We start from the raw sequence: 20741 nt of genomic DNA, 5'->3' as shown, positions 1-20741 counted from the left end.
AATCAAGACCTTCGATGAGTGGCTAAATTCTTAACTCTACTCCCCACGGCCCGCTGAGTGCGGGCCGGGGTTTTGTGTCGGGTCTGTGGGTAGCCTGAGCGAACAGAGCTTCATCATAAGGCATTAACCTACTTGCCAAATATTAACCTAATAGGTTAATATCAAGCCTATGGAAAAACGAACCCCTCACTGCAAGCTCTCCGCCGTCAAAGCCTTGATTCAGGCTGGAAAGGTACGCTCCACGATGTCTGCCCTGTCGGGCGGTGCATCCCTCGGGTTCGACTTCCAGGGGATCGTCAGCGTGGTAATGGCACTGACCACGGGCGACTTCTACAAAAGCATGACCACACACGCAGACCATAAGGTCTGGCAGGACGTGTACCGGACCCGTACCCAGGCCGGTGAGGTCTACCTCAAGCTGACGGTCATTGATGATGTGCTCATCGTGTCCTTCAAGGAGCTGTGAACATGAAATGTCCATTCTGTGCAGCGGCCGAACTGGTGCGGGACACTCGGGACCTGCCGCATACCTACAAAGGCGAAACCACTACCATCCCTGCAGTAACCGGTGACTTCTGTTCCGCCTGTGGCGAGGTCATTTTGGATGGCACTGAGTCAGCCAGAGTCAGTAGCGCGATGGTGGAATTCAACAAGCAGGTGAATGCCTCGATCGTCGATCCTGAGTTCGTAGGCCGCGTGCGGAAAAAGCTCGATCTCGATCAACGCGAGGCTGGTTTGATTTTCGGTGGCGGGGTCAATGCGTTCTCCCGCTATGAAACCGGGAAGACCAAGCCGTCACTGGCCCTGGTCAAGCTGCTCAAAGTGCTTGATCGTCACCCGGAGCTGCTGAGCGAAATTAGGACAGCCTAGGCCGTATTCGTCGGCACGTTTTGGAACTCATGGCGTGCGTCATTCTTCGGGAAGCTCGCGCAGCAGCTGCAGAGCGACTGCATGGCCGTCACGCCACTCGATACCGGCCAGGGAATTCTCTGGGCCGGAGTAGCTGTCTCCCAGCCCTGCGAGTGCGGATTCGTAGCCGGCACGCCAGGTTATCGACCGGCCACGACATGCGGAGGGTTCAGGGACAGACAGTCGCATATTTCAAGCCAGGTTAAGTTGGAAGACGGGCTTATCAGCGAACGGATGCCAGACTTGGGTACCCTCATTTGCTTCGATTACTGCCTTACAGATCATCGGATCCAAGAGCGGTCCTGGAGCATGGCTACAGGCGTTTCCTTGGGTCACGACCATCCGAGTACCGAACCCCTCCAAGTCGGCTACTGCCTCCCGCACAAATTCTGGCATGACATCGCCATCCACCTGGACCCAGAGTCGGGCACCGGCGTGGATTCTAGTCACTGCCTCGATGGCTTGAGAAAGGCATTCGCCAGCCGGGCTAATCGTCGATTTGGCGCTCTGCTGGTCAGGATCTTCTGAGTCGGCTCCTTCAGGGTTGTCCATCACCAGTTGGGAGGGACACTTCATCGTGAAGAGAAACTGATCGCCACCAGCAAAACGTACTACCCGCTGGCCGACTATCTGGATGCCATTCGCTGCAGCTACCTGCAGGGCTCTTGTATCGCGTGCGTCATATCCCATCTCTGCCACCTTCATGTGTACTGCCAAGGTTGCAGCTAGCTTACGTGCAGCCTGATGAGCTTTTCCATCGAAGTCGCTGCAGTTGCTATGCGCTAACACCTCACCTTCCAAAGCTGGTGCCAGTCGGTCATATAACTAGGGCTGAGCAGCGCTCGCCGCATCCCCCAGTCCGGCACTGCCGGCACTGCAGCAGTGCGTAGGCATTCCCGCCCCCAGCGCCGGTTGATCGTATCCATGACGTGCATCAGGGCGTCCGAGCGGGCCGGCTGGCTGGTGGCGAAGAGGTCTTCCGTGAATTCGCCTCGGCGCCGCAGATCCAGCAGCAAAATTTCGGCCTTGCTGTACTCGTAGCCATCCCGATAGATCACGTCCAGGCCCTGCAGGGCCAACTTGGTCAGCACGCGCACGTCGTCAGTAGGGTACGGCGGCGTGCAGACCACTGCCCGCGCATATTTCGGCCCGTCGCCGTGGAATGAGGTCTGGATGGCCAGGCGGAATGAGCCAGCCAGCGAACGCTGCGCTCGAGCTTTCTCGGCCGCGCGGTGCATGTAGCTCGCGACCGCTTCGCGCAGGCCAGAAATCGAGGTGACGCGCTTGCCAAACATCCGGCTCGAACAGATCGTCTGCTTGTCCTGTGGCCCTTCCAGGTCCATGCACGGCTCGCCCTGCAGCTCGCGGATCGTGCGTTCCAGGACGACCGAGAATTTCCGGCCCATCACCCGCGGATCCGAGCGGGACAGGTCCCAGGCCGTGGCAATGCCGAACTGCTCAAGGTTCGCTTTCATCCGGCGGCCGATCCCCCACACCTCATCGACCGGCATGCGTTTCAGCAGCCACTCGATCGCGTGCGGCTCCCGCAAGTCGACGACACCCCCGGTCTTGTCGCGATAGACCTTGCTCGCGTGCTGGGCCGCCTTGGCCAGTGTCTTCGTTGGGCCGATCCCGACGCCCACCGGCAGCGCTGTCCATTGCAGGACCCGCTGCTGGATCAGGCGGCCGTAGTCGCGCAGCGGCTCCGGCAGGCCGTCGAGCCTGCAGAACATTTCGTCAATTGAATAAGTTTCTGTGGCAGGGGCCAGCGAGGCGATGGCCTGACCTACTCTATGCGAGAGCTCACCATAGAGGCCGTAATTTGAACTGAAAACCGCGACGCCGTTGCGTTCGAGGAAGCGTCTCACCTTGAAATAGGGGTCCCCCATTTGGAGGCCCAAGGCCTTCGCCTCAGCCGTCCTCGCGATTATGCAGCCGTCCGAATTGGAGAGAACCACCACGGGTCGCTTGCGCAACTCCGGCCGGAAAATCCTCTCGCAGCTGGCATAGAACGAATTCACGTCAACAAGCGCATAGACCGGCCGCTGCTCAGTGGACTGCAAGGCCATTGATACACCAGGTCACGACACCGAAAATATCAATATCAGCGAAGTCATCGAACACGATGGGCGGGAACGCCGGATTCTCGGAAGCCAACACCAGCTGGTCATCGAGCTTGGCCAGTCGTTTGACGATTGGTTGATTGTCGACATACGCCAACACGATCAAGCCAGGCCGGGGCTCTATTGACCGATCGACGATAAGTCGACTTCCAGGATAGATACCGACCCCGATCATCGATTCGCCCTCTACTTGGACGATCCAGATATGGGGGGCCTTCACGTTGAGAAGCTCATCGAGCGAGATCGGCGGTTCGTAATAATCGGCAGCAGGGCTGGGAAATCCACCTGCAGCGGCGCCGGCGAGGATCTGGAGACGTACCGCCGATTCACGCAGCGGCTTGATTGAGGTGACTATCATGACAGCCATTCCGTTACTGTTCTTTTATACAGTAATCCGGAGCGCGGCGTTTCGCCACCAGAACGGCGACCGACGGCACGAGCATGTTCCCCCAGAGTAGCTCAGAGGTGTGAGCCGGGGGCCGCGGCGAACCAAACTGGCAAGATGGCCCTGAAACTGCCTGGAAACCGTTAGTGGTGATAACGTATTTTATCACCACTACCATTTCTCCAGGCTGACTGGAGCGTCAGCAGCCTGGCTGAACGTTGTCTCTGGCCGTTCGGCCGGTGCCGCGGTGCCCGAGGTGGTCAGACTGGGCGACAACTGCAACAGGCCGATTCACAGCCCGTTGATCTCATCGTTCATGAACTCGATTATCCGATCGCCAAGCTCTTCTCTTAACCTATCCCGCATTCGCGGAGTTGGTAACGCTCGATAAAAGTCCAGCTCGTCGGTCGATCCTTCCAGCCGCAATATGGTGAATCGCTTGGAAAGTCGCTTCAGTTTCCGCATAGCGAGAACATCAAGGTGTAATTGGTGCGACGCCTGGCAAAGCCAATCCAATGAGTCTCCTTGGATGGAGCTATACGGGGCCTCAAGTGCATAGCAGTGCTCAGCAAGAACATCGCGAAGTCTGCATGCATTCCAAGATGATATGAGCATCTGAGCACGGTCTGAATCCTTGGAAATGAAGGCAAAACCGGATTTTGTGGACTCATGGTAGAGCTCGAATGTGAAGGCACCTTGCCGACCGACTGTCCTGATACCTCGAACATCGACCTGGGCTTTCCGTATAGCTTTGATATTAGAGTAAAGGGGCATCGGAGAGCGCTACCAGATAAAAATATTCCGTATAGTATGCGCTATACGGAATAAGGCAAACAACAAAAAATCATGCTGAAAAGTAGATCGCCAGCACAGCGAAAAGAACGAATACAGCCCCAGCAAAGGACGGTATTGAAACTCGATTGGTCTTCTTACCGAACACCAGGGTGCTCGCTGCTATCGCAACCGAGATGACAGCGAGTAGCCATCCAGCCGGCGCATTGAAGATACCATTCAATATCAGCATGGCTGGATTGTCGAAATGGCGTTGAGCGATCCAATAGGGAACTCTACCGCTGGCAAGCACGAACCCGACAAAGGTACAAAACGCACCGAACGCTATGAGACCACAGCAAACCCATCCGACCGCTATAAGTTTGACTGACTGGGCAGACGTTGTAGCGATTTTGATGCTGCTTTCCGCTACAGCTTCGGTCAGACTATTCAGCGCCTTCTTTGTTTCAAGCTCAGCAGCATCGGCAATCAAAGTTCTTTGATGGGCCGCAGCGTCTTCAATTTGCTTAACAATACGCTCTGGGTATCTACTGTAGAGGTTGTCATAAGACTCCAAAGCCATAATGACGAGCCACAGGGCATCGTTATCTCTGATGCCAAGCGCATTTTTTACCCTGTAGAGCTTTGCTATCTCGGCTTCAGACGGTTGTCTACCCAAGAGCTTCTCGAAGGAAGTTTCAATGTTATCCATCGAGAACCTCACTCAACATTTTATGGGTTTCCCTTCTCCAGCGGGTCAATTCGGCACGGTTGCCGATAGGCAGCTCTTTGAGTGCTTTTCCTATGGAAAGCCTTTTGCTGTACAAGTCATCACTTACGCGATCCGCAAGGTCAGGCAATAGCAGTGACTTTCCTTCATTCGCCTCAATTTCCTCTCTGAGCTTAGAGTCATTGTAGAGTTCGAACTTCTTTTCTTCACCGAAATACCCATTTCGTACTACATGAATGAGTGAGTCGGGCAACGCTTCCCGATACTCCTTCAGTAGTTCCAGGCTATCCCTCTGACGGTTGATAACCCAAAGTGTTGTTAGCTCCCGATCCAGTTCAGCCAGGGTACTATTCAACGTTTGGCCGTATTCGGTCACGCCCTTGTTGTTTCGGGCGGCGGTGTTCACTACGACGGTGTGGTTCTTATTGGCATCGCAGACGTTTACCAGGTCGATCCAGCCGTCAGCTCTGTCGAGATCAATGAGTTCACACTTGACCTCATCTTTATACATTTTCCAAACGTCCGGATTTGAAGTGTCCGATTCGACTAGCAACACCTCCGCTCCACGTTCAATGAGGACATCAACCAGAGCTCCGGAAAGTTGGCTTTTTCCGACCCCACCCTTTCCACCGCCCACTACGAAAATTTTGCTCATCTATGTATCCACCTAAATATCGCGTGTGTCTTGTCTAGGTTCGAATGAGGAACTTCGACTTGCTTTGTCGCTGTCCAGCTCTTTGCCTGCTGCAGTCTTGGGCTTTTCCTCAGCCGCCACCTTGGCGGTTTTACTAGCCACTGGATTGGCGGCTGGCTTAGCCTGACGTTTGCCTGCGCGTCTCTGAGACGTTTTGGGTCGTGCGACCCTCGCCTTCGTGAGATAGCTCTTCAACGTATTCACCGTGATCGGCATCCCTCCTTCGCTGAGGATCCCTGCGATCTTTTCGACGCTGTATCCCTTGTCCCTAAGCTGCGCGATAGCGTCGGCCATCATCTCTACTGCTTGGTAGTGCGACACCTCCCGCTCAGTGGGATCAACCTCCGGCTGTTCGGCCAGCAGTGCGCGCAGACTTTCAATCTGCGAAATCGTGATTGCCATCTGGCGTTCCTCAATCTTGCTCCGTGGCCTGATTCTATGGGCGTCTCTTGCGGAGTCAAGTTCCGTAATGTAGCTTGCATACGAAACGAGGGCCAGATTTCTGGACAGGGTAGGGTTTGTACTCCCGCCATAAAATGGCGTCCGTCCAACCGGTGTCGCTCCAGTCGTTTCACTCCCTCGCGATACCTACCACCCTGCTCAGGGCTGCGCCCCGAGACCCCTTGAGAAGCAGAGACCGACGATGAGTGACAGTGAACAGCGCAGACGCACAGGGAGGCTTCCAGCCATCCGATGCTATGAGGATGAGGAGAAGCTGGTTCGTCAGAAGGCGTATGACTGTGGCGTGAGTGTTGGCCAGTTCCTCCTGGCCGCCGCCTTAGGTCGGCGTACCAGGAACAGGATGGAAGCCCACATCCTGAATGAATTGCGTCGGCTTGGAGGATTGCAGAAACACCTATTCAACGAGGGCAAGGGGCAGCATTCCCGTGAGTACGCCCAGATACTGGTTGAGCTCAAAGCAGCAATCAGCAGGATCGCAAACTGATGCTTGCCAAAGTTGCCGCTAAACGTAAGGACGGCAAATCTAGCTTTTCTGCTCTCGCGAAATATGCAACCGATAGACCTGAAGAAAAGGAGAGTCCTACAGATGAGCTCGATCCAGGCTACACCCGAAGAAACCACGCAATTCTTGTCAGTGCTAGAGAAGATCTGCAGGCGGCAGCGAACTATCTCCGAGCAATTAGACGAATTGACATTGCTAATGCAGATGCCATCAGAGAGCACCTTGACCGTCTTGGAGCGTCTCCTCCTGCCAATGGGAGTGACGATGAAAGCGTTGACCGGCAGCCTGGAGGACCAGTTGGTGCCCGATCAATTCACAGGAAGTCTGAGCAAAAAGGTGTAAGCCATGAACATCTCAGAAGCCTTACCTCTGCTAGAAACGATCTTGTCGCAGCAGGACGAAATCTCCGAAAAGCTGGACGAATTGATCCTGACTTTTCGCAAAGAGCCAGAGCCCGTAGAGCCAACCTTACGTTTCTTGCTGCAGCCGCTGAACGAAGGAATCGACTCGATGAGCGAGACCCTATCGACGAGCTCGAAAGTCTCTTAGGCGATCATATCGTCGAATTTTCAGCAAGCGGTATAGCTTGTCACCACAACTGCCTATCGCTTGCCACAGCTCCGGGAGAGATGGATGCGGTAGCGGCGCAGAACAGCAGAGTCAAGGATCCTGTGTACCATGTGATTCTTAGTTGGCCAGCAGAGGAGAATCCAACAGATGAGCAAGCTTTTGAATGCGCTCTGTACGCAAAGAAAGCTGTTGGAATGGAAGGACACCAGCACCTGTTCGCCATACATCGAGACACCGACAACGTTCACCTACATATGACTGTGAACCGAGTGCATCCCGACTCCTTCCTAGCAGTTTATCCAGATCGGGACTATTTCAAGCTTGACTATGCAATGCGTGAGCTTGAAATAAAATACGGCTGGAAGCACGATGACGGTCCATTCCGAGTCGTTCAAAACGGCGATGAGAAAACAGTCACATGGAAGGACGGCACTCCCAAGCTACAAGGCAAATTGCCTACAAAGGCAGCAGATATGGAGCGTCATGCTGACCTTGAAAGTCTTTTCACCTACGTCCAGCAGAAACCTAGGGCGGCAATAAGGGATTTGCTACGTAGCGATAGACTGGAGTGGGCTTCGCTTCACGCTGAGCTGGCCAAGTTTAACCTGGGCATCAAGCCGAAAGGTCGTGGGTTGTGTGTATACGATCTTGGTGATTCCTCGATAACCGCTATCAAGGCAAGTGACATGCATGAAGAATTGTCACTAAATCGCCTTAGAAAGAGGATTGGGGAATACAGGCCAGCAACGGCGCTTGCCAAAAATGTCTTGGAAGTTAGCTATGACAAATACTCGGGACTCAAGCGCGATCCCTCAGAGCGTGCAGCAAGGCGCGAAGAGCGCGCAAAGCTTCGGAGAGATACACGCGCTCGCTATCAAAAATACCGCTCGGAGTTCGTGACTAATCGTATTGATAAAGAGCAGGTACGCAATGGCTTTAAAGCGATCAGTGAGGAAGCACGGCGTAAGAGGACAAACATCAGAAAGAAAGTCTCCGATCCAAAAGATCGAAAGGCTTTCTATAGTATTGTAGCATTTGAGGCACTAAGAGCCCGAGAGAAATACAAGTCTGAGATCAAGAGAAAGCGTAAAGAGTTGGCGTCTGATCCAGCCAATAAAAGGCTCACCTACAAGGAATGGGTCGAACGCGAAGCTTCCCTTGGCGATCCAGGTGCAATAAGTCAGCTTCGGGGTTTCAACCACGCCGAACAACGAACCCGAGCTAAAGACCAATTCAGGGACTCGATTCGCTACAGCGCACATACGGATCCGACTTTGGTAGCTGCCCCAGGATATTTTGGAATTGTTCGACGAGACGGGACTGTCGCCTATCGAAGCGAGCACTCCAATCGGGTTGTTCTCGATGACGGTGAAAAATTGATTTTCGAGCCAGCTCCAGGGGAGCACGTCCAGCGCGAGATCGCCTTTGCTCTTCATCACCTACGGTCCAAGGCCGGGAGTGGGTTTGAGGTATCTGGTGAGCAAGCTTTTTCAGACGCTGCTAGGGAAGCCCTTACTCGCCAGTTTCCAGAGGTACCTGTTACAAGCGCGACCCAACCTCGCCAGCACCCGACCCAGGTAGCCAGGCGACGCAAATCGCGATCCAGGTAGCGCTATTCGGCTTTCCACGTTGTTGCTATTGATTCCGTATAGTAGTATCTATACGGAAAATCGGAGGGTTTACCATGCGTTCTAACCGGATTACCGCCGGCATCCTACTGGCAGCCGTGATGCTGGGTGGCTGCGCCTCGCACGAACAGGGCAGCGACGCCCAGGCCGTTGTTGATCAGCAGATCTTGGAGGCGTCACAGAAGATTGAGATGGCTCAGGTTGACCTGTACCAAGCAGGTGCCCTCAACAGCCGCGTTGTCATGCGCACTCCACCCGCTGTCGCCGATGAGAGCAGATTCGTGAGTGTCTCTTGGCAAGGCGATGCTCTTCAACTTCTAGCCAAGGTTGCAAAGGATCGTGGTCTGGAATTCTCCTTCGAGGGTGTACGCATGCCGTTGCCCGTGAGTATTGATGTCAAATCCGTGCCGCTCACGACTCTCATGGCAATGATCAAATCGCAGGTAGGGTATCGAGCTGATATCGGTCAAGACGCGCAGAAAATCACGCTGCATTACAACCGGCCGCGGTCTTGAAAGGGACGCACATGAAACGTCTGATGATTGCTCTCGTCCCTTTAGTGGTAGCTATGACCGCCCAGGCTGATCAAGCTCCGGAAATTAGCCTCGAGTCGCAGTCTGCGTCAGCAGGGTCCAATGAAGCGCCTGCGAGCCTCGATTCCCTACTTCGGCCTCCATCGAAGGCAACCACCAAAGTCACGGACATACGCACGCAACTCCTCACCGATGTTGGCCACACCGTAGGTTTCAGAGGTGGAATGTCTTCTCGGGCTCACGAACTCGTTGATGCCCTGGAACGCCGATCTGCCGCGCTGGATGCGATGTACAAGTTCGCGCCGCTCATTGCTCCGAATGGAACACTCCCGCCTGTTATCGTTGAGGCGCGGGATCTTGCGGCATTCTCGCCGGACCAGGTACGAACAGCCCACCGGGTCTACAAGATCGAGCGCGAAGAGCGTTTCGTGAGTGTGCCGCCGACGTGGAAAGATTATCTCTTCGTTGGGCTGCCACTTTCAAAGACCGTAGAGCTTCCTGTGTTTGAAGCGCGGCCCCAAGATGGTGATGAACAGGTGATCTGGGAAGGTGCAGTTCGCGATGGCTGGAAGGATGGTATCAAACAGGCCGACGCTATCCTGAGTGCTAACTTTCATCGGCTCAGTCGCGATTACACCGGTATGCATCTGTATGCCACGCTGCTACAGGCCGACATGATAAGCACCACGAAGGTTGCCGAGTCTCAACAGACGGTAACTGGCGATGGCAAGCAACTCCTGCTGGGTGACAAGCTCAAGCGGGTTACAGACAAGGCGAAGTTCGAAACAGACCCTGGAAAGTGGCGACCAACCATCAAGCGTGTTGCGAAGCCTAGTAGTGATCAGGGAACTGATGATGTCAGATGATTCTACCGTGGTCCCAGCTTTCGAGCCTTTCAATTTCGAGGGAGATCTCAACCCGCTGTCATTTCGCAAGTTCCTCAAGCTATGCGCTGATAGAGAGGTCTCCGATATCCTCGTGCAAGGTGGTGACTACATATGGGTCGAGTTGCATGGACGTCAGCTCAAGGGTTCAGTCGGAATCGTAAACCAAGGTCAGCTCTCCTCCCTGATAGCGGCGACCTGGTCCCCCGAGATCGAAAGCATGATCAAACGGGGCGACGAGGGTGTCGATCGAGCGCTGGAAATTTCAGGCGAAGATATCGGGCTCCCTAGAGGAGCTCTACTGCGTTTCCGAACGAACTTCGTACAAGCGCGCATCGCCAAGCTCGACGAGGCCTATTCGATCACCATGCGGGTCATCCCCGTCCAACTCCCTGACATCCACAAAATGGGCATCGAACCCGACTTGTTCGAGGCCCTATACCCTCACATGGGATTGGTACTGGTGTGTGGTCCAACGGGGTCGGGCAAAACGACCTTGCAGGCTGGGGTGTACGCTCATGCCGGTGTAGCGATGCCTGATCGGAAGGTGATCACCTATGAGGATCCTGTCGAATTCGTGCTGGGTGGTCCGCACTGGAAGGGGCCTCAACCTGCGCAGTCGCAGATTAACCGTGATATCGGTGACTGGACGAAAGCGCTGCGTAACGCGGTGCGTCGAAAGCCCAGTATCATCGGCATTGGTGAAGCGCGGGACCGACTCACCATCGAGGCGATGGTTGAAGCTGCGCTAACGGGCCACCTCTGTTACGCCACGATGCACACCGAATCCTCAGCCGAGACCATCAACCGAGCCATCCAGACCTATCCTCCCGAGCAGCAGTCTGCCATGGCTTCACGGATACTCGGCGCACTGCGGGTGATCATCGTGCAGCGCCTCTTGCTGACCAACGATGGTAAGCGCACCGCCATTCGCGAGTATGTCGTCTTCGACAGAGAACTGCGAAACGACCTCCAGGAGCAGCCCTATGACAAATGGGCGCTATTGATTCGCCGTATGTTGGAGGATGCCCACGCAACCCTGGACGATAAAGCTTGGAAGCTCTACACGGATGGCGTGATACCAGCTGAAGAATTCATCGGCATTGCAGGCCATAAGTCTTTCCGGCTACGAACGGAAGCAATGGCCCTCCCAGCTCAAGCAAATCTGTAGGACGACCTATGTCAACCAATTGGAGAGACGGCTCCCTAGTACCCACAGCGCTCGGCATACCATGCTCGGCCTATCTACCCTTGTTCGGTTGGCTCTACTTTCCGAGTTGGACCACGTTCTATGTGGCCGTGGGCATCATCATATGCTTCGGAATTATGTCCAAGCTCGGGTGGACCCTGAATGTCTGCTGGAATAAGTTCCTCGGCGCTCTAAGAGGAAAGAGGATCTATGCGCGTCCGTGGTGGATGCGAAAAAGATACAAGGACAAATAAGGCCGCAGAGCGGCCTTATTTTTTACCTGGAGCGCGGTCCCCTGTCTTTCATACTCGCAGCGTCCCCAACACTCGCTTTCATCTGTTCAGCCTGCTTTGTAGGCGGTTCCAGTGTGATGCGCATGTTTGGATTCAGTCTGCAGGTTGCCTCTTTGATCGAATCCCAGTGCGTATGGGGCAAGACGCCAACATACAGCGGCCTTTCGCTAATAGTCGTCTTCGCTGGGTATGCGATGACTTTCATATGCTCCCAATCGGGAGACTCCATTAGCGAAGTTACAAGCTCCGGACGTTGTTGCAGGAGAAGATGAGGTTTCGCAAGCTCTGCTTTGCCAGGTGTAATGCCTTCGGCAGCCAGACGATCTTTAAGAAGTTCTTGCAAGTCGTCCATCATGCTGCGGGACATTCGTGCGAAGGAGACGAAATCGTGATTTTTGATGTCGTCTGGCTTCATCATCAAAGGATTTTGTTTGTGCTCAAGTTGTACTAAAAAATCTACGACAGTAAATTGTAACCTATTTTTGTCGGCATAGGCCCTTGCGGCCATAAACCCATCTTGCTTACTTTGATAGCCGTAAAGGCTGGGGAATGCCCCTGGTATTGGTGCAGTTAATGGGATGCCGCAATCTTTTAAGGCAATCGATCTCGGTTGTGGTCCAGAATAAAAATAGACACTGGATAGCTCGATAACGAACGAGTCTTGTTTTTCAGTCGTGCTCACCTAAGCCACCTTGTCTAGACCAGCCCTGGATCAATACTTTTTCGACACGCTGTCGCTCACCGACGTGACTGACTACTTCCTGCATGACTCGTTTACATTGCTTGGGAGTTAGTGTCATTCGTTTCAGAGCCTCAATCCACCTTATGACTGGTCTACCGGGTTTCCCATCATGGAGCATCAATCGGTAAACGGAAGGCGGAGATCGTCCAATCAGCGTAGCGAACTCTTCACGATCTTGCGGACTATCTTCAAGACCAAGGAATTCATAGAACTCTTTGATATCGGTGCGGGGTTGGACAGGTGATGAATTGGGATGCTTTTGGTAAAGGTGCAGCAGCATGGCTACCACGGGATCCGAGATCTGCTCAGAAGAAAATTCCGGGCTAGTGAGTTCTTCCCATTTCGCTTTCTGCAGACCAAAGGCGTCTGCCGCTGCCACTTTGGTCAGGCCGTTCTCGATCCGCCACCGCTCAAGGTCAGTGCCACAGATCGGCTGAAAGTCATCGGTTTCTACTGCCATCTCATCCTCAATTTCCATCGGAGAGTTGCCTTCCAGGGCATCGAGGCACGGCGCTTTCCATTCCGTGCTATTTTGAATAACATACACAATACGAAATTTTGAGCATTTCGGTCTAGCTCTACATACCCGGTACCAGCCCTGAACCTATGCCAATTTCAGCAGCTGATGGGCCATCCACTAGCCACCATCCCCAGGGGGGTAGATCTGCAAATGAGCACTCATCAAGAAGAGCTTCTTCAACGCTTCCGCGACTCGGTTTATGCCCGTCACCATACGGGTTCGCTGGCATCTACGGATCCTCATCGGGAGGTTCTGGAACGCGCCCTGGCATTCGTGAACTGGTATGAAGCGCACCAATCGAAAGGTGAGCTGCCTGGAGATCTGCTCCGCCATTGGGTCGCCGCGGATCTCACCGCCTTGCGCAACGCCGAGTCAGAACCTGACAAATTTGCGCAGAATGTTGCGCTAAGTGTATCAGACAGAATCAGCCGTAATCGTTTCGTGTACGACGGTTATGCGGAAATTTTGAGGGAAATGGATTTCCAGCTGTATCAGCGGCTGCCACAGAAAGAGCCCGAAATAGAAACGTTTTCCGATGGGTTCACCTCCGGGAAGGCACCAACGGCAACCCCTACAGAAGTGTCCACGGACTACCTGCTGAAGCTCTTAGATGAAGTGACCTATGAGTCACGCTCAGACGGTAGCGTTCTCTACAAATTGAGGGACAAGGCCGCTTTCGTGGACCACGGCGAGCAGCTGCTGATGGCAGCCGGCGCCAAGGATGACGAGGATGCCATCCTGGTCGGTATCCACCTGGCGAAGCAGAAATTCGGCGGATCGATCGAGCTCACCGGAAGCGATGAATTCCAGCGCCGGGTGATCGAGGTGATGATCAAGCACAACGTCGAAGTCGAGCTTTCGAATCCAGCCCAAGACGCGATGCGTCGCTCCCTCCTGGGCAAAGGTCCCGACGTCGGGCAAGGCGATCAGGTTGAGCAGCCTGCAGGGCGGCCAGCAGGATCCGATCGCCAGCCATCAGCAGAAGTCTCCTCGGCTATCCCATCGGCGCACGCCGTAGAGTCGACCACCTCGACGACCAACTCCCCTTCTCAGCCAGCTGCAGCTCCTGTCAGTCCATTGCATGGCGAGGTGGCTGATTTTGGAAGCGCGCCTTACAAGTTCGATGCGGCTAATTCCCGCAGCTTCTATGTCTCGCTCATCAATAGCGACGGCGAAACCCGAACCACCTGGGGGGCGGACCTCGAGCGCGTTGTCAGGGAAGCCAGCATCGCCCCTGGTGATCAGGTCGCCTTGGCGAATCTGGGCAGGCAGCCTGTGACCATCGAGGTACCGGTGAAAGATGCCCAGGGGAACGTGACAGGCGTCGATACCCGTCAGGCTTACCGTAATGAATGGGCGGCTGAGGTACACCATCGTGCAGACACAGCGACCAACGTGAAGCACCGTGATCCCGAGGGTCGCTCTGGCCAACGCTCAGTTCGATTCGATGACCGGACTGGTATCCATCATTTTCTTCCTGACCATCTATGCATCGATGTCTCTCAATCTGGTGCATAGCTGCTTCAACCTGATCCTGATCGTTCCCGACCAAGTAATTAATTGGGTTGGCGGGCACGCGTCAGCCACACCAGGGCGCGATGATAATGAGCGCACTCGTAACGCGATGAATGTGCTGGGTGCTAAGTTGGAGCACTATCTCCCACGGCCTGGCAGTTCGGGGGGACAAAGAGATAAGGGCCAAAAGTCCGGTGACGGATTTAGAAGTTAAAGACTAGGGGCTTTGGCCCCTTTTTCTTGATTGGCGCTTTAATTATGCTAATATGTTGACAAGAGCGATTATAGGCTTTAGGCCGATTGGCAAGACAGGAGGTTCTCATGAACATAATTTGGTGGGTATCCCGACCTTTTTACCTGATCGGCGCCGTGCCTGTGGGAGTGCTATTTTTGATTGCGCTCACTAACCATGCTCGCGATCCTTCAGTGTCGAACATGATCGTGGCAGGCACGTTGGCTTACGCAGCGCTTGGCTATCTGATCTTTTCGGTCGTACCTCGCTATTTCAAAGCGCAGATAGCGAAACGAGCGCAGAGATTCGAAACCGATGGATTTAAAGCTACACAGGCAGCGATGTCCGTGATGCTGAACAGGTATGTCGGCTTTGACAGTAAGGCGAAAAAAGCCCTTTACATCGACTTGAACGAAGGTAGAGAAGAATTGATCGGCTTCGACCAGGTGCAGCAGTGGGAGCTTTCGCCCGACAAAAGCCCTCATCCCTTGATCAAATTGATTACTTCAAAACCGGATCTGGCGGTAATCGGTGTTCGCGTTAAATCCAACCAGCTCGGATTCTGGCAAAGCAACCTTCGCTCTTTGTTTGGCTGATCCACAATTTCTTTTAGGTAACATATGAAAAAATTATTGCTGGCAGTTCATGTGACTGCCTTTTTTTTGGCCGGATGTGACAAAGCAGAGCCTGTGAAAGAAGCTGTCAAGGAGCCCGCAGTCTCGAATAAGTCAGAAGCCTGGTCCCTTTCTGCTGAACCCCAGAAAGCCCAACCCACCTTTGGCGACCCGTCCCTACCGTTGACCAGCTATCAGAGCTTAGACGCCCTACCAGGTGGCGCGGCGCTCACCTTTGTGGTCCTGGCCAGGACGTCCGAAAACATTCCGAAAGACCAGGTGATGAGCTTCCTGGTGCCGGAGTACCTGAACACCAACGATGCCTTCAAGCGCCATGAGATCGAGCAAAGCCGGTCGGGGGAGGTAGATGCGAAACTCAAGAGCTATCGCGACAACGCCTACTATTCGGTGCCGATTGTGGGCTCTGCGGTGACGTCTGGGATCGGCCTGCAGAACGTATCCCTGGGCCCGTACGATTTTGACAAGTCGTCGTTCCCGATCACCAGTTATGGCCAATATTGCTGGTCGAATCCCATCTCAAATACTCAGGGTATGGGCCTTCGGATCCTGCCATCCAACACGCCATGCGAACTCAAGGTAACTGACACCGACAAGGCTCGACGCATTGAAGCGCTCAGAAGCCAAGGCAACCTGGGGATGACCGGCGCGCTCTATGTCCACGTCCAGGGTGCTGAGGGGTCTACGGCGAATGCCGACGTCGTGCACGCTGAGGTCTCTTTGATAGATACCGCCGGCCAGACCCCTGTCGCGAAATTTAATCTCTGAGCCTGAGAAGGGAGGACGACGTGGAAATTCTTAGCCCTGACGACTGGGAGCAGGTCCTGAAAGCGATCGCCAAGAACGAGAGGCATCGCCTGACCGGCAGTGAGTACAAGCAGCTTGTCCAGGTCATCGAGGCACACCCACGCGATGCTCGGAACATTCAACAAGCCTGCCGCCTGGTAGCGGCTCTCGCTGACCATCAAGGAGCTGGCACGCAGCCGCCGTTCAATGATCCCTATCTCAACAAGGTGTACCAGGTAGAGTCATCTCCGGTTGCGCCCCAAGAAGGTGATGAGCGACTTCGGGAAAGAGTGATCGCAGGCACGACGGTTTTCAGGTCCCGAGAGTTTGGTCATACAGCCGCGGCTGGCCAGCTTGACCAGCACAACACGCCGGGACGGGCGGTAAGCGCTAGTAGGCTCGATGTGGTTCATAAACCAACCGATACGCACGACACCTATGATGTGTACCTCGTTAAGACGCAGACACATATCCCCTATGGATCCGGTTTAATCGGCAAACCCATAGATCAAGAGAAAACGCTGCACGGAAATTTTCATTCGCTCAAAGATGCTTGCAAAAGCATTGATGATCATATAGGTATACCTCGCCATTCAGAGCTCATTAGGCAGAGGCAGGAGCAATACGGGATACACTGGAAGGAATCACCACCCCCTATTCGAAGTACACCCAAGCCCTAAATTCTCTGATACGAATACCCAAACTCATATGGCCAGGTGCCAAAGGAACAGCTATGTCCAAACTGACTGCATTTCGTGAAGCCGAGCGTGAGCTGAAAGCCCAACTCGAAAAGCTCGATGCTCTGCGTAATGACCAAGAGCTCAAGCGTGAGATCGAATTCGAAGAGAAGCTGCGAGCCCTCCTAGGCGAGTACAACCTCTCGCTCCCGCAGGTCATCACGATCCTGGATCCGGAAGCAGGCCGCCGCCGCTCCTCCGAGGCTTCCAACCAAACCCAGCCCAAGCGGAAAGCCCGCGCCCTCAAGCGCTACGTGAACCCGAATACCAACGAAGTGATCGAGACCAAGGGCGGGAACCATAAAGAGCTCAAGCAATGGAAGGCTGAGCACGGCGCCGACGTAGTCGAGTCTTGGCTCCAAAAGTGACTTCCTAACCACGTAGAAGGCCATGCACTGAATCGACTATCAGTTGACTGCATGGCCTGAGAGTTATCTGGTGGTTTGATCGCCTTCGTCGCCGGGTTCCTATCAAACTTCGGCGTACTGGCGAGCTGCCATTTCCTCACCACTCTCACCGTGAAGATCATAAAAATCCTTGTCTCGCCAAGCAGCACAAAACGCCACCGAAAGCCCAGTGATCGCTGCCATGAACGCGACACAATCCGCGTCACTGAAAATCGGCAGCCCGGTGTCTCCTTTCTTGATGAACAATGGGTGGGCATCCCGATCAGCTGCTGCTACCTCGTCAGAGACCTCACCATCAACTATCCCGATAAGGGTCATGTAGCGCCAATGGGCCGCATCTAGCGCTTCAAGCTGCGGTGCTGTTGCCTTACTTAGAATCGCTGTGAATTCTGTTGGAGTCATAGGAACCGATTTCCATGCTATTTAGGTTGGTCGTGGTACAGGGTCATAATGATGCAGTTGCGCCCTGCATCAAACCTGCCTACCCCTTCGTAAACCTGGCCATTTACTGTGACCCAGACCTGATTGAAGTCAGCCAGATCCTCCAAGGGCTCATGCAAGGTAATGATCAGCTGCTTTTCTAGACCTCGTTGCTGTTCATCTATCGAAACCTCGACGTCTGTATAGCGCTGGCTAGGCTCTTCACTTTGCGGCCGGCCAATAACGGCGTAAGCGAGTTTTAAATCTACAGTTGCGTCCATTTGAGATTTCCTTTAGCTGGTGTAGGGAGTTTCTAGCTCGATTTGTATCTCAGATTGCTTGTACTCTTCACATAGGCAATTGCCGACGCTCTTGCACGACTTTACCTCAGAAGGCACCTTAAAATTCCAAGCAGACCCGTGCGGCCGGAGACAGTTTGAGCGCGACTTGCACGCAATTGTTTCAGTACCACGTATTGACTCATCAACGGCCTCCCACTCGCTTATATCCTGCTTTAGCTGCGCTTCATAGATCATGCTAGCCCGGTCTTTATCAAGGCTATCGATGGCAAGATATGCCCCGTATTCAAGGTCTTGCCCCTCAACGGTCGAGTAAAGTCCAGCCCCGGCGTATGCCCTGCTATCATCAGCTGAAAGGTAAGCCACAATTACAGACTGGACATCTGTCGGTTCATCCCCATACATCTCGCTGCTTTCAAGCAGCGATTTGAGCTGATAATGATTAAGGGTGATCATGGTCTTTTCCTTTGGAAATAAGGCCAACCCTTTTCTCGCTTCTAGGTTCATGTTGCCAAGGCTGCTTTACCCAGCCTGGCTTATCCATGTTCCCCCGATTCATTTTAGTTAAATTATCCATTTGCTGCGCTTCCCGTTTTTTTTCTCTATCTTTGAGAATGGATAAAGAGATAAGGCAGATGACTAAGCCTATCGCCAGCCAAGATAGTATTTCCGTTAGCTCGCTCATGATATATTTTAACCTGAATTGAAAATAATTTATATTGTCAAACCTGCTTAGGTTTTAGGTGTTCCTCTTCAAGTTTATCAATCATTTCGTTAATCCAGTCGTCCGGTTGCTCATTAAACCATTTTGATCCTGCCTTGGAAGCCTGGCAATAACTTTCCATCGTTTCAAACTCATCCGTTGGATCGTCTGGGAACCAGCCACCGTCGCTTTTCCCAGTCTCAGAAACAAGATCCAACTGCCATCCGCCGATACCTCTCTTCACATCGTAGTATGGTTGCACGATTCACCTAGTGGTTAATTTCGCCGAATTATTCTAACGCTACAGTCAATTCCCCCTTTTTTTTTGTTCACCTTGGACTTGTCTGTTTGCAGGAAAAAGCGCTTTCGTTGCCAACCTCAGCAAGACACCGGTCACCAGTAGGATGATGAAAAGTACCTGTGTCTGCCAGAAGTGGCTTACCAAGTGGTCAGTCAGCTGAGTGATGTCCTGCGCGCCGATGATGTGGGCATAAACCATTGTGCCGACGAATAGCACTATTCCAGTGATTATGAGTAGGGACATACCAATTTCTCCTGACTGTGTATCTGTCGCGTTATCTGAGTTGCTGAGCCGCGCCAATTTTGCCTAGCCCTTTGATAGCTGCGATCCGAATGCAGACAGGCTGGCCGCCTTTTTCAATAATCTCAATTAGCAGCTTAACCGCCTCTTCGCTTCCAAACTCCGCAATACTAAGCGCCGCTTCCGCCCGTACTTCTTCTTCTAAAAACGAGTTTCGGAGAATTTTGGATAGTTCTTCGATAATGTTGATTGTCATCGGCGTAGGTTCACCAGTTAGGGGTTAGGGTTACTATGCTGGCATCAGGGCGCACCCCGAAAAAGTGATGGCAGTTGTCGCAGGACACTGGCCTATAAGGCTTGTCGAGCTGGCGTACCACCGCCAGTTGTGTAGCGACCTGGTGGCTGCAAGCTGGGCAGGTGACATCGAGCGTGGGGCCGAGCGGCCATGGATGCACTGCAGGCGTGAGCCTGAAGCAGAACTTACGGCGGCAGCCGGAGCAAACGACGCTGTAGGTATCAACCGTTGCCAAGGAGAACCTGTCATCGAGCTCCTGACACCAGGCGGAAGCCGGATGTTCTTCCGTGCAGTCGCAATGCGGGCAGGTGACGTCGACGCTCGTCGCGTTCGGCTGGATTGGTTGCTGGATCTCCAGCAGATCTGAATCTCTGGGCATCGCGGGACTCCTTGGCATGGAAGGGCATCACTGGGCGCGGGTAGTGCTCCAGGGATCGACGCCATTGAGTTCGTCCACGAAGCGTTTCATCTCTCCGTGCCCTCCCTCGATGAATGGGTGCCCGTGGTATCGCATCACCGTCTTGAACATGGCTTCGGTATCCGTTGGCAGCGGCGCCTCGTGCTCGTCATGGACGAGAAAGGTGCGACTAGACAGGCCAGCGGTGATCAGCGGGCGGAGAAGGGTTTGCACGAGCTCCATAGCGCGCAACTCCTTCCATCCCGTCCAGTAGGCGCGGATCTCCAAGGTCCCCTCTGCAAAGACCAAGAAGCAGCAGAGAGTTTTGTCCTGGGCCGGATCGTCCCCCAGGTCCTGGCGCAGCCCCAACCGCACCAGACTGATGTCCTCGCTCACGAGGTTACGCAGCATCTCGGGGAATGCAGGCGCGCTATGGAAATCAGTGAGTACCAGATGGCTATGGCGGGACAGGAAGCGGCGTACCTGAGCGGTCGTACGCGCTGGCCCTGTTGCACGCGCATAGGGTAGTAGCTGGGCCAGGGAAAGGCTCAACTCACCCTCCCTGGTGCTGTCGATCTTGCCGAAAAAGTGATCCTGAAAACTCATGGTATTGATCTCCTCTTACTCAATAGGGGGTCAGCAGGCGACCGGGTCTCTTTGCCTGTCTAGGATGAGGCCGCGTATGGTGTGCTCAGCCTGGTCGTCGTCTAGGTCGCTATACCCTAACCGGATGTCAGGGTAGACTGCCTCACAACGTCAGAATAGAGTCGGTTGTGTTATTTATTGACACTAGCTGAAAAAGGTCATAGATTTCTTCCTGACATTTTCGTCCAGGGAGGCAT

30 protein-coding genes are annotated in these 20741 nt (G+C 53.8%); 13 read left to right on the top strand and 17 right to left on the bottom strand.

Annotated elements, in window-relative coordinates:
- Nucleotides 1-169 precede the first annotated feature (169 nt).
- Both QMX82_RS22475 and QMX82_RS22470 read left to right on the top strand, forming a co-directional pair.
- Nucleotides 170-466 (top strand): type II toxin-antitoxin system MqsR family toxin, encoded by a 297-nt coding sequence (locus QMX82_RS22475; protein ID WP_282287717.1) that lies wholly within the window; start codon nt 170-172, stop codon nt 464-466.
- A 2-nt stretch (nt 467-468) separates the two neighbouring features.
- A complete protein-coding gene (locus tag QMX82_RS22470) occupies nt 469-870 on the top strand; it encodes a type II toxin-antitoxin system MqsA family antitoxin (RefSeq protein ID WP_282287715.1) in 402 nt (133 codons plus the stop codon).
- Nucleotides 871-1101: 231 nt separating this feature from the next.
- Here QMX82_RS22470 and QMX82_RS22465 read toward each other — a convergent pair whose 3' ends face one another.
- From QMX82_RS22465 to QMX82_RS22440, 6 genes are all read right to left on the bottom strand, one after another.
- Nucleotides 1102-1698 (bottom strand): hypothetical protein, encoded by a 597-nt coding sequence (locus QMX82_RS22465; protein WP_282287713.1) that lies wholly within the window; start codon nt 1696-1698, stop codon nt 1102-1104.
- Nucleotides 1692-2978 (bottom strand): Y-family DNA polymerase, encoded by a 1287-nt coding sequence (locus tag QMX82_RS22460; RefSeq protein WP_282287711.1) that lies wholly within the window; start codon nt 2976-2978, stop codon nt 1692-1694. Before QMX82_RS22460 ends, QMX82_RS22465 begins: the two co-directional genes overlap by 7 nt.
- Nucleotides 2959-3390 (bottom strand): LexA family protein, encoded by a 432-nt coding sequence (locus QMX82_RS22455; RefSeq protein ID WP_282287709.1) that lies wholly within the window; start codon nt 3388-3390, stop codon nt 2959-2961. Before QMX82_RS22455 ends, QMX82_RS22460 begins: the two co-directional genes overlap by 20 nt.
- A gap of 871 nt (nt 3391-4261) precedes the next feature.
- The gene (locus tag QMX82_RS22450) at nt 4262-4900 is read right to left on the bottom strand and encodes a hypothetical protein (protein WP_044342665.1); all 639 of its coding nucleotides are present in this window, start codon (nt 4898-4900) and stop codon (nt 4262-4264) included.
- On the bottom strand, nt 4893-5573 hold the full coding sequence (locus QMX82_RS22445) for a nucleotide-binding protein (protein ID WP_044342666.1): 681 nt from the start codon (nt 5571-5573) through the stop codon (nt 4893-4895). Before QMX82_RS22445 ends, QMX82_RS22450 begins: the two co-directional genes overlap by 8 nt.
- A 12-nt stretch (nt 5574-5585) precedes the next feature.
- Nucleotides 5586-6014, bottom strand: coding sequence for a hypothetical protein (locus tag QMX82_RS22440; RefSeq protein WP_044342667.1), 429 nt, complete (start codon nt 6012-6014; stop codon nt 5586-5588).
- 241 nt (nt 6015-6255) lie between these two features.
- Here QMX82_RS22440 and mobA point away from each other — a divergent pair, with 241 nt between their 5' ends.
- From mobA to icmT, 6 genes are all read left to right on the top strand, one after another.
- Nucleotides 6256-6558, top strand: coding sequence for a plasmid mobilization protein MobA (gene mobA / locus QMX82_RS22435; RefSeq protein WP_044342668.1), 303 nt, complete (start codon nt 6256-6258; stop codon nt 6556-6558).
- Entirely contained in the window at nt 6558-8756 is a 2199-nt protein-coding gene (gene traI, locus QMX82_RS22430) for a TraI/MobA(P) family conjugative relaxase (protein WP_282287700.1), read from the top strand. The genes mobA and traI overlap by 1 nt, the downstream gene beginning before the upstream one ends.
- A gap of 74 nt (nt 8757-8830) precedes the next feature.
- On the top strand, nt 8831-9289 hold the full coding sequence (locus QMX82_RS22425; RefSeq protein WP_282287698.1) for a DotD/TraH family lipoprotein: 459 nt from the start codon (nt 8831-8833) through the stop codon (nt 9287-9289).
- 11 nt (nt 9290-9300) lie between these two features.
- Nucleotides 9301-10173: a type IV secretory system conjugative DNA transfer family protein gene (locus tag QMX82_RS22420; RefSeq protein WP_282287696.1), complete on the top strand. Its 873-nt coding sequence runs from the start codon at nt 9301-9303 to the stop codon at nt 10171-10173.
- Nucleotides 10163-11362 carry a plasmid transfer ATPase TraJ gene (traJ, locus tag QMX82_RS22415; protein WP_282287694.1) on the top strand — a complete coding sequence of 400 codons (1200 nt, stop codon included), beginning with the start codon at nt 10163-10165 and terminating at the stop codon, nt 11360-11362. Before QMX82_RS22420 ends, traJ begins: the two co-directional genes overlap by 11 nt.
- An 8-nt stretch (nt 11363-11370) precedes the next feature.
- Nucleotides 11371-11634 (top strand): IcmT/TraK family protein, encoded by a 264-nt coding sequence (icmT, locus tag QMX82_RS22410; protein ID WP_282287692.1) that lies wholly within the window; start codon nt 11371-11373, stop codon nt 11632-11634.
- A gap of 22 nt (nt 11635-11656) precedes the next feature.
- Here the strand turns inward: icmT and QMX82_RS22405 are convergent, their stop codons facing one another.
- On the bottom strand, nt 11657-12355 hold the full coding sequence (locus QMX82_RS22405) for a hypothetical protein (RefSeq protein ID WP_282287690.1): 699 nt from the start codon (nt 12353-12355) through the stop codon (nt 11657-11659).
- A complete protein-coding gene (locus QMX82_RS22400; protein ID WP_235389938.1) occupies nt 12342-12893 on the bottom strand; it encodes a hypothetical protein in 552 nt (183 codons plus the stop codon). The genes QMX82_RS22405 and QMX82_RS22400 overlap by 14 nt, the downstream gene beginning before the upstream one ends.
- A 192-nt stretch (nt 12894-13085) precedes the next feature.
- On the opposite strand from QMX82_RS22400, the gene QMX82_RS22395 reads away from it, so the two are divergent.
- The 5 genes from QMX82_RS22395 to QMX82_RS22375 all read left to right on the top strand — a co-directional run bounded on the left by QMX82_RS22395 (nt 13086) and on the right by QMX82_RS22375 (nt 17205).
- On the top strand, nt 13086-14453 hold the full coding sequence (locus QMX82_RS22395) for an LPD7 domain-containing protein (protein ID WP_282287679.1): 1368 nt from the start codon (nt 13086-13088) through the stop codon (nt 14451-14453).
- 318 nt (nt 14454-14771) lie between these two features.
- Nucleotides 14772-15278, top strand: a complete 507-nt coding sequence (locus tag QMX82_RS22390; protein WP_282287678.1) for a hypothetical protein — start codon at nt 14772-14774, stop codon at nt 15276-15278.
- Between the two features lie 24 nt (nt 15279-15302).
- Nucleotides 15303-16082 (top strand): hypothetical protein, encoded by a 780-nt coding sequence (locus QMX82_RS22385; protein WP_282287677.1) that lies wholly within the window; start codon nt 15303-15305, stop codon nt 16080-16082.
- 20 nt (nt 16083-16102) lie between these two features.
- Nucleotides 16103-16780: a hypothetical protein gene (locus QMX82_RS22380; RefSeq protein WP_282287676.1), complete on the top strand. Its 678-nt coding sequence runs from the start codon at nt 16103-16105 to the stop codon at nt 16778-16780.
- 53 nt (nt 16781-16833) lie between these two features.
- Nucleotides 16834-17205 (top strand): histone-like nucleoid-structuring protein, MvaT/MvaU family, encoded by a 372-nt coding sequence (locus QMX82_RS22375; protein WP_282287675.1) that lies wholly within the window; start codon nt 16834-16836, stop codon nt 17203-17205.
- A gap of 102 nt (nt 17206-17307) precedes the next feature.
- On the opposite strand, the gene QMX82_RS22370 is transcribed toward QMX82_RS22375, so the two are convergent.
- Genes QMX82_RS22370 through QMX82_RS22330 form a run of 9 tightly spaced genes read right to left on the bottom strand, consistent with a single transcriptional unit; the run spans nt 17308 to nt 20505 of the window.
- The gene (locus QMX82_RS22370) at nt 17308-17646 is read right to left on the bottom strand and encodes a hypothetical protein (RefSeq protein ID WP_282287674.1); all 339 of its coding nucleotides are present in this window, start codon (nt 17644-17646) and stop codon (nt 17308-17310) included.
- A gap of 17 nt (nt 17647-17663) precedes the next feature.
- Entirely contained in the window at nt 17664-17945 is a 282-nt protein-coding gene (locus QMX82_RS22365) for a hypothetical protein (protein ID WP_282287673.1), read from the bottom strand.
- Between the two features lie 12 nt (nt 17946-17957).
- Nucleotides 17958-18419 carry a hypothetical protein gene (locus QMX82_RS22360; protein ID WP_282287672.1) on the bottom strand — a complete coding sequence of 154 codons (462 nt, stop codon included), beginning with the start codon at nt 18417-18419 and terminating at the stop codon, nt 17958-17960.
- A complete protein-coding gene (locus QMX82_RS22355; RefSeq protein ID WP_282287671.1) occupies nt 18406-18648 on the bottom strand; it encodes a hypothetical protein in 243 nt (80 codons plus the stop codon). Before QMX82_RS22355 ends, QMX82_RS22360 begins: the two co-directional genes overlap by 14 nt.
- 37 nt (nt 18649-18685) lie before the next feature.
- Complete coding sequence (locus QMX82_RS22350) at nt 18686-18928, bottom strand: hypothetical protein (protein WP_282287670.1); 243 nt, start codon at nt 18926-18928, stop codon at nt 18686-18688.
- A 45-nt stretch (nt 18929-18973) separates the two neighbouring features.
- On the bottom strand, nt 18974-19210 hold the full coding sequence (locus QMX82_RS22345) for a hypothetical protein (RefSeq protein ID WP_282287669.1): 237 nt from the start codon (nt 19208-19210) through the stop codon (nt 18974-18976).
- Between the two features lie 31 nt (nt 19211-19241).
- Nucleotides 19242-19463: a HEAT repeat domain-containing protein gene (locus QMX82_RS22340; protein ID WP_282287668.1), complete on the bottom strand. Its 222-nt coding sequence runs from the start codon at nt 19461-19463 to the stop codon at nt 19242-19244.
- A gap of 10 nt (nt 19464-19473) precedes the next feature.
- Nucleotides 19474-19881 carry a hypothetical protein gene (locus tag QMX82_RS22335; protein WP_282287667.1) on the bottom strand — a complete coding sequence of 136 codons (408 nt, stop codon included), beginning with the start codon at nt 19879-19881 and terminating at the stop codon, nt 19474-19476.
- A gap of 27 nt (nt 19882-19908) precedes the next feature.
- On the bottom strand, nt 19909-20505 hold the full coding sequence (locus QMX82_RS22330) for a hypothetical protein (protein ID WP_282287666.1): 597 nt from the start codon (nt 20503-20505) through the stop codon (nt 19909-19911).
- Nucleotides 20506-20741 lie beyond the last annotated feature (236 nt).

The sequence above is a fragment of the Pseudomonas sp. PS02302 genome, assembly GCF_029959585.1.
Taxonomy (GTDB): domain Bacteria; phylum Pseudomonadota; class Gammaproteobacteria; order Pseudomonadales; family Pseudomonadaceae; genus Chryseomonas; species Chryseomonas aestiva.
This window is presented reverse-complemented; position numbering and strand designations above follow the sequence as displayed.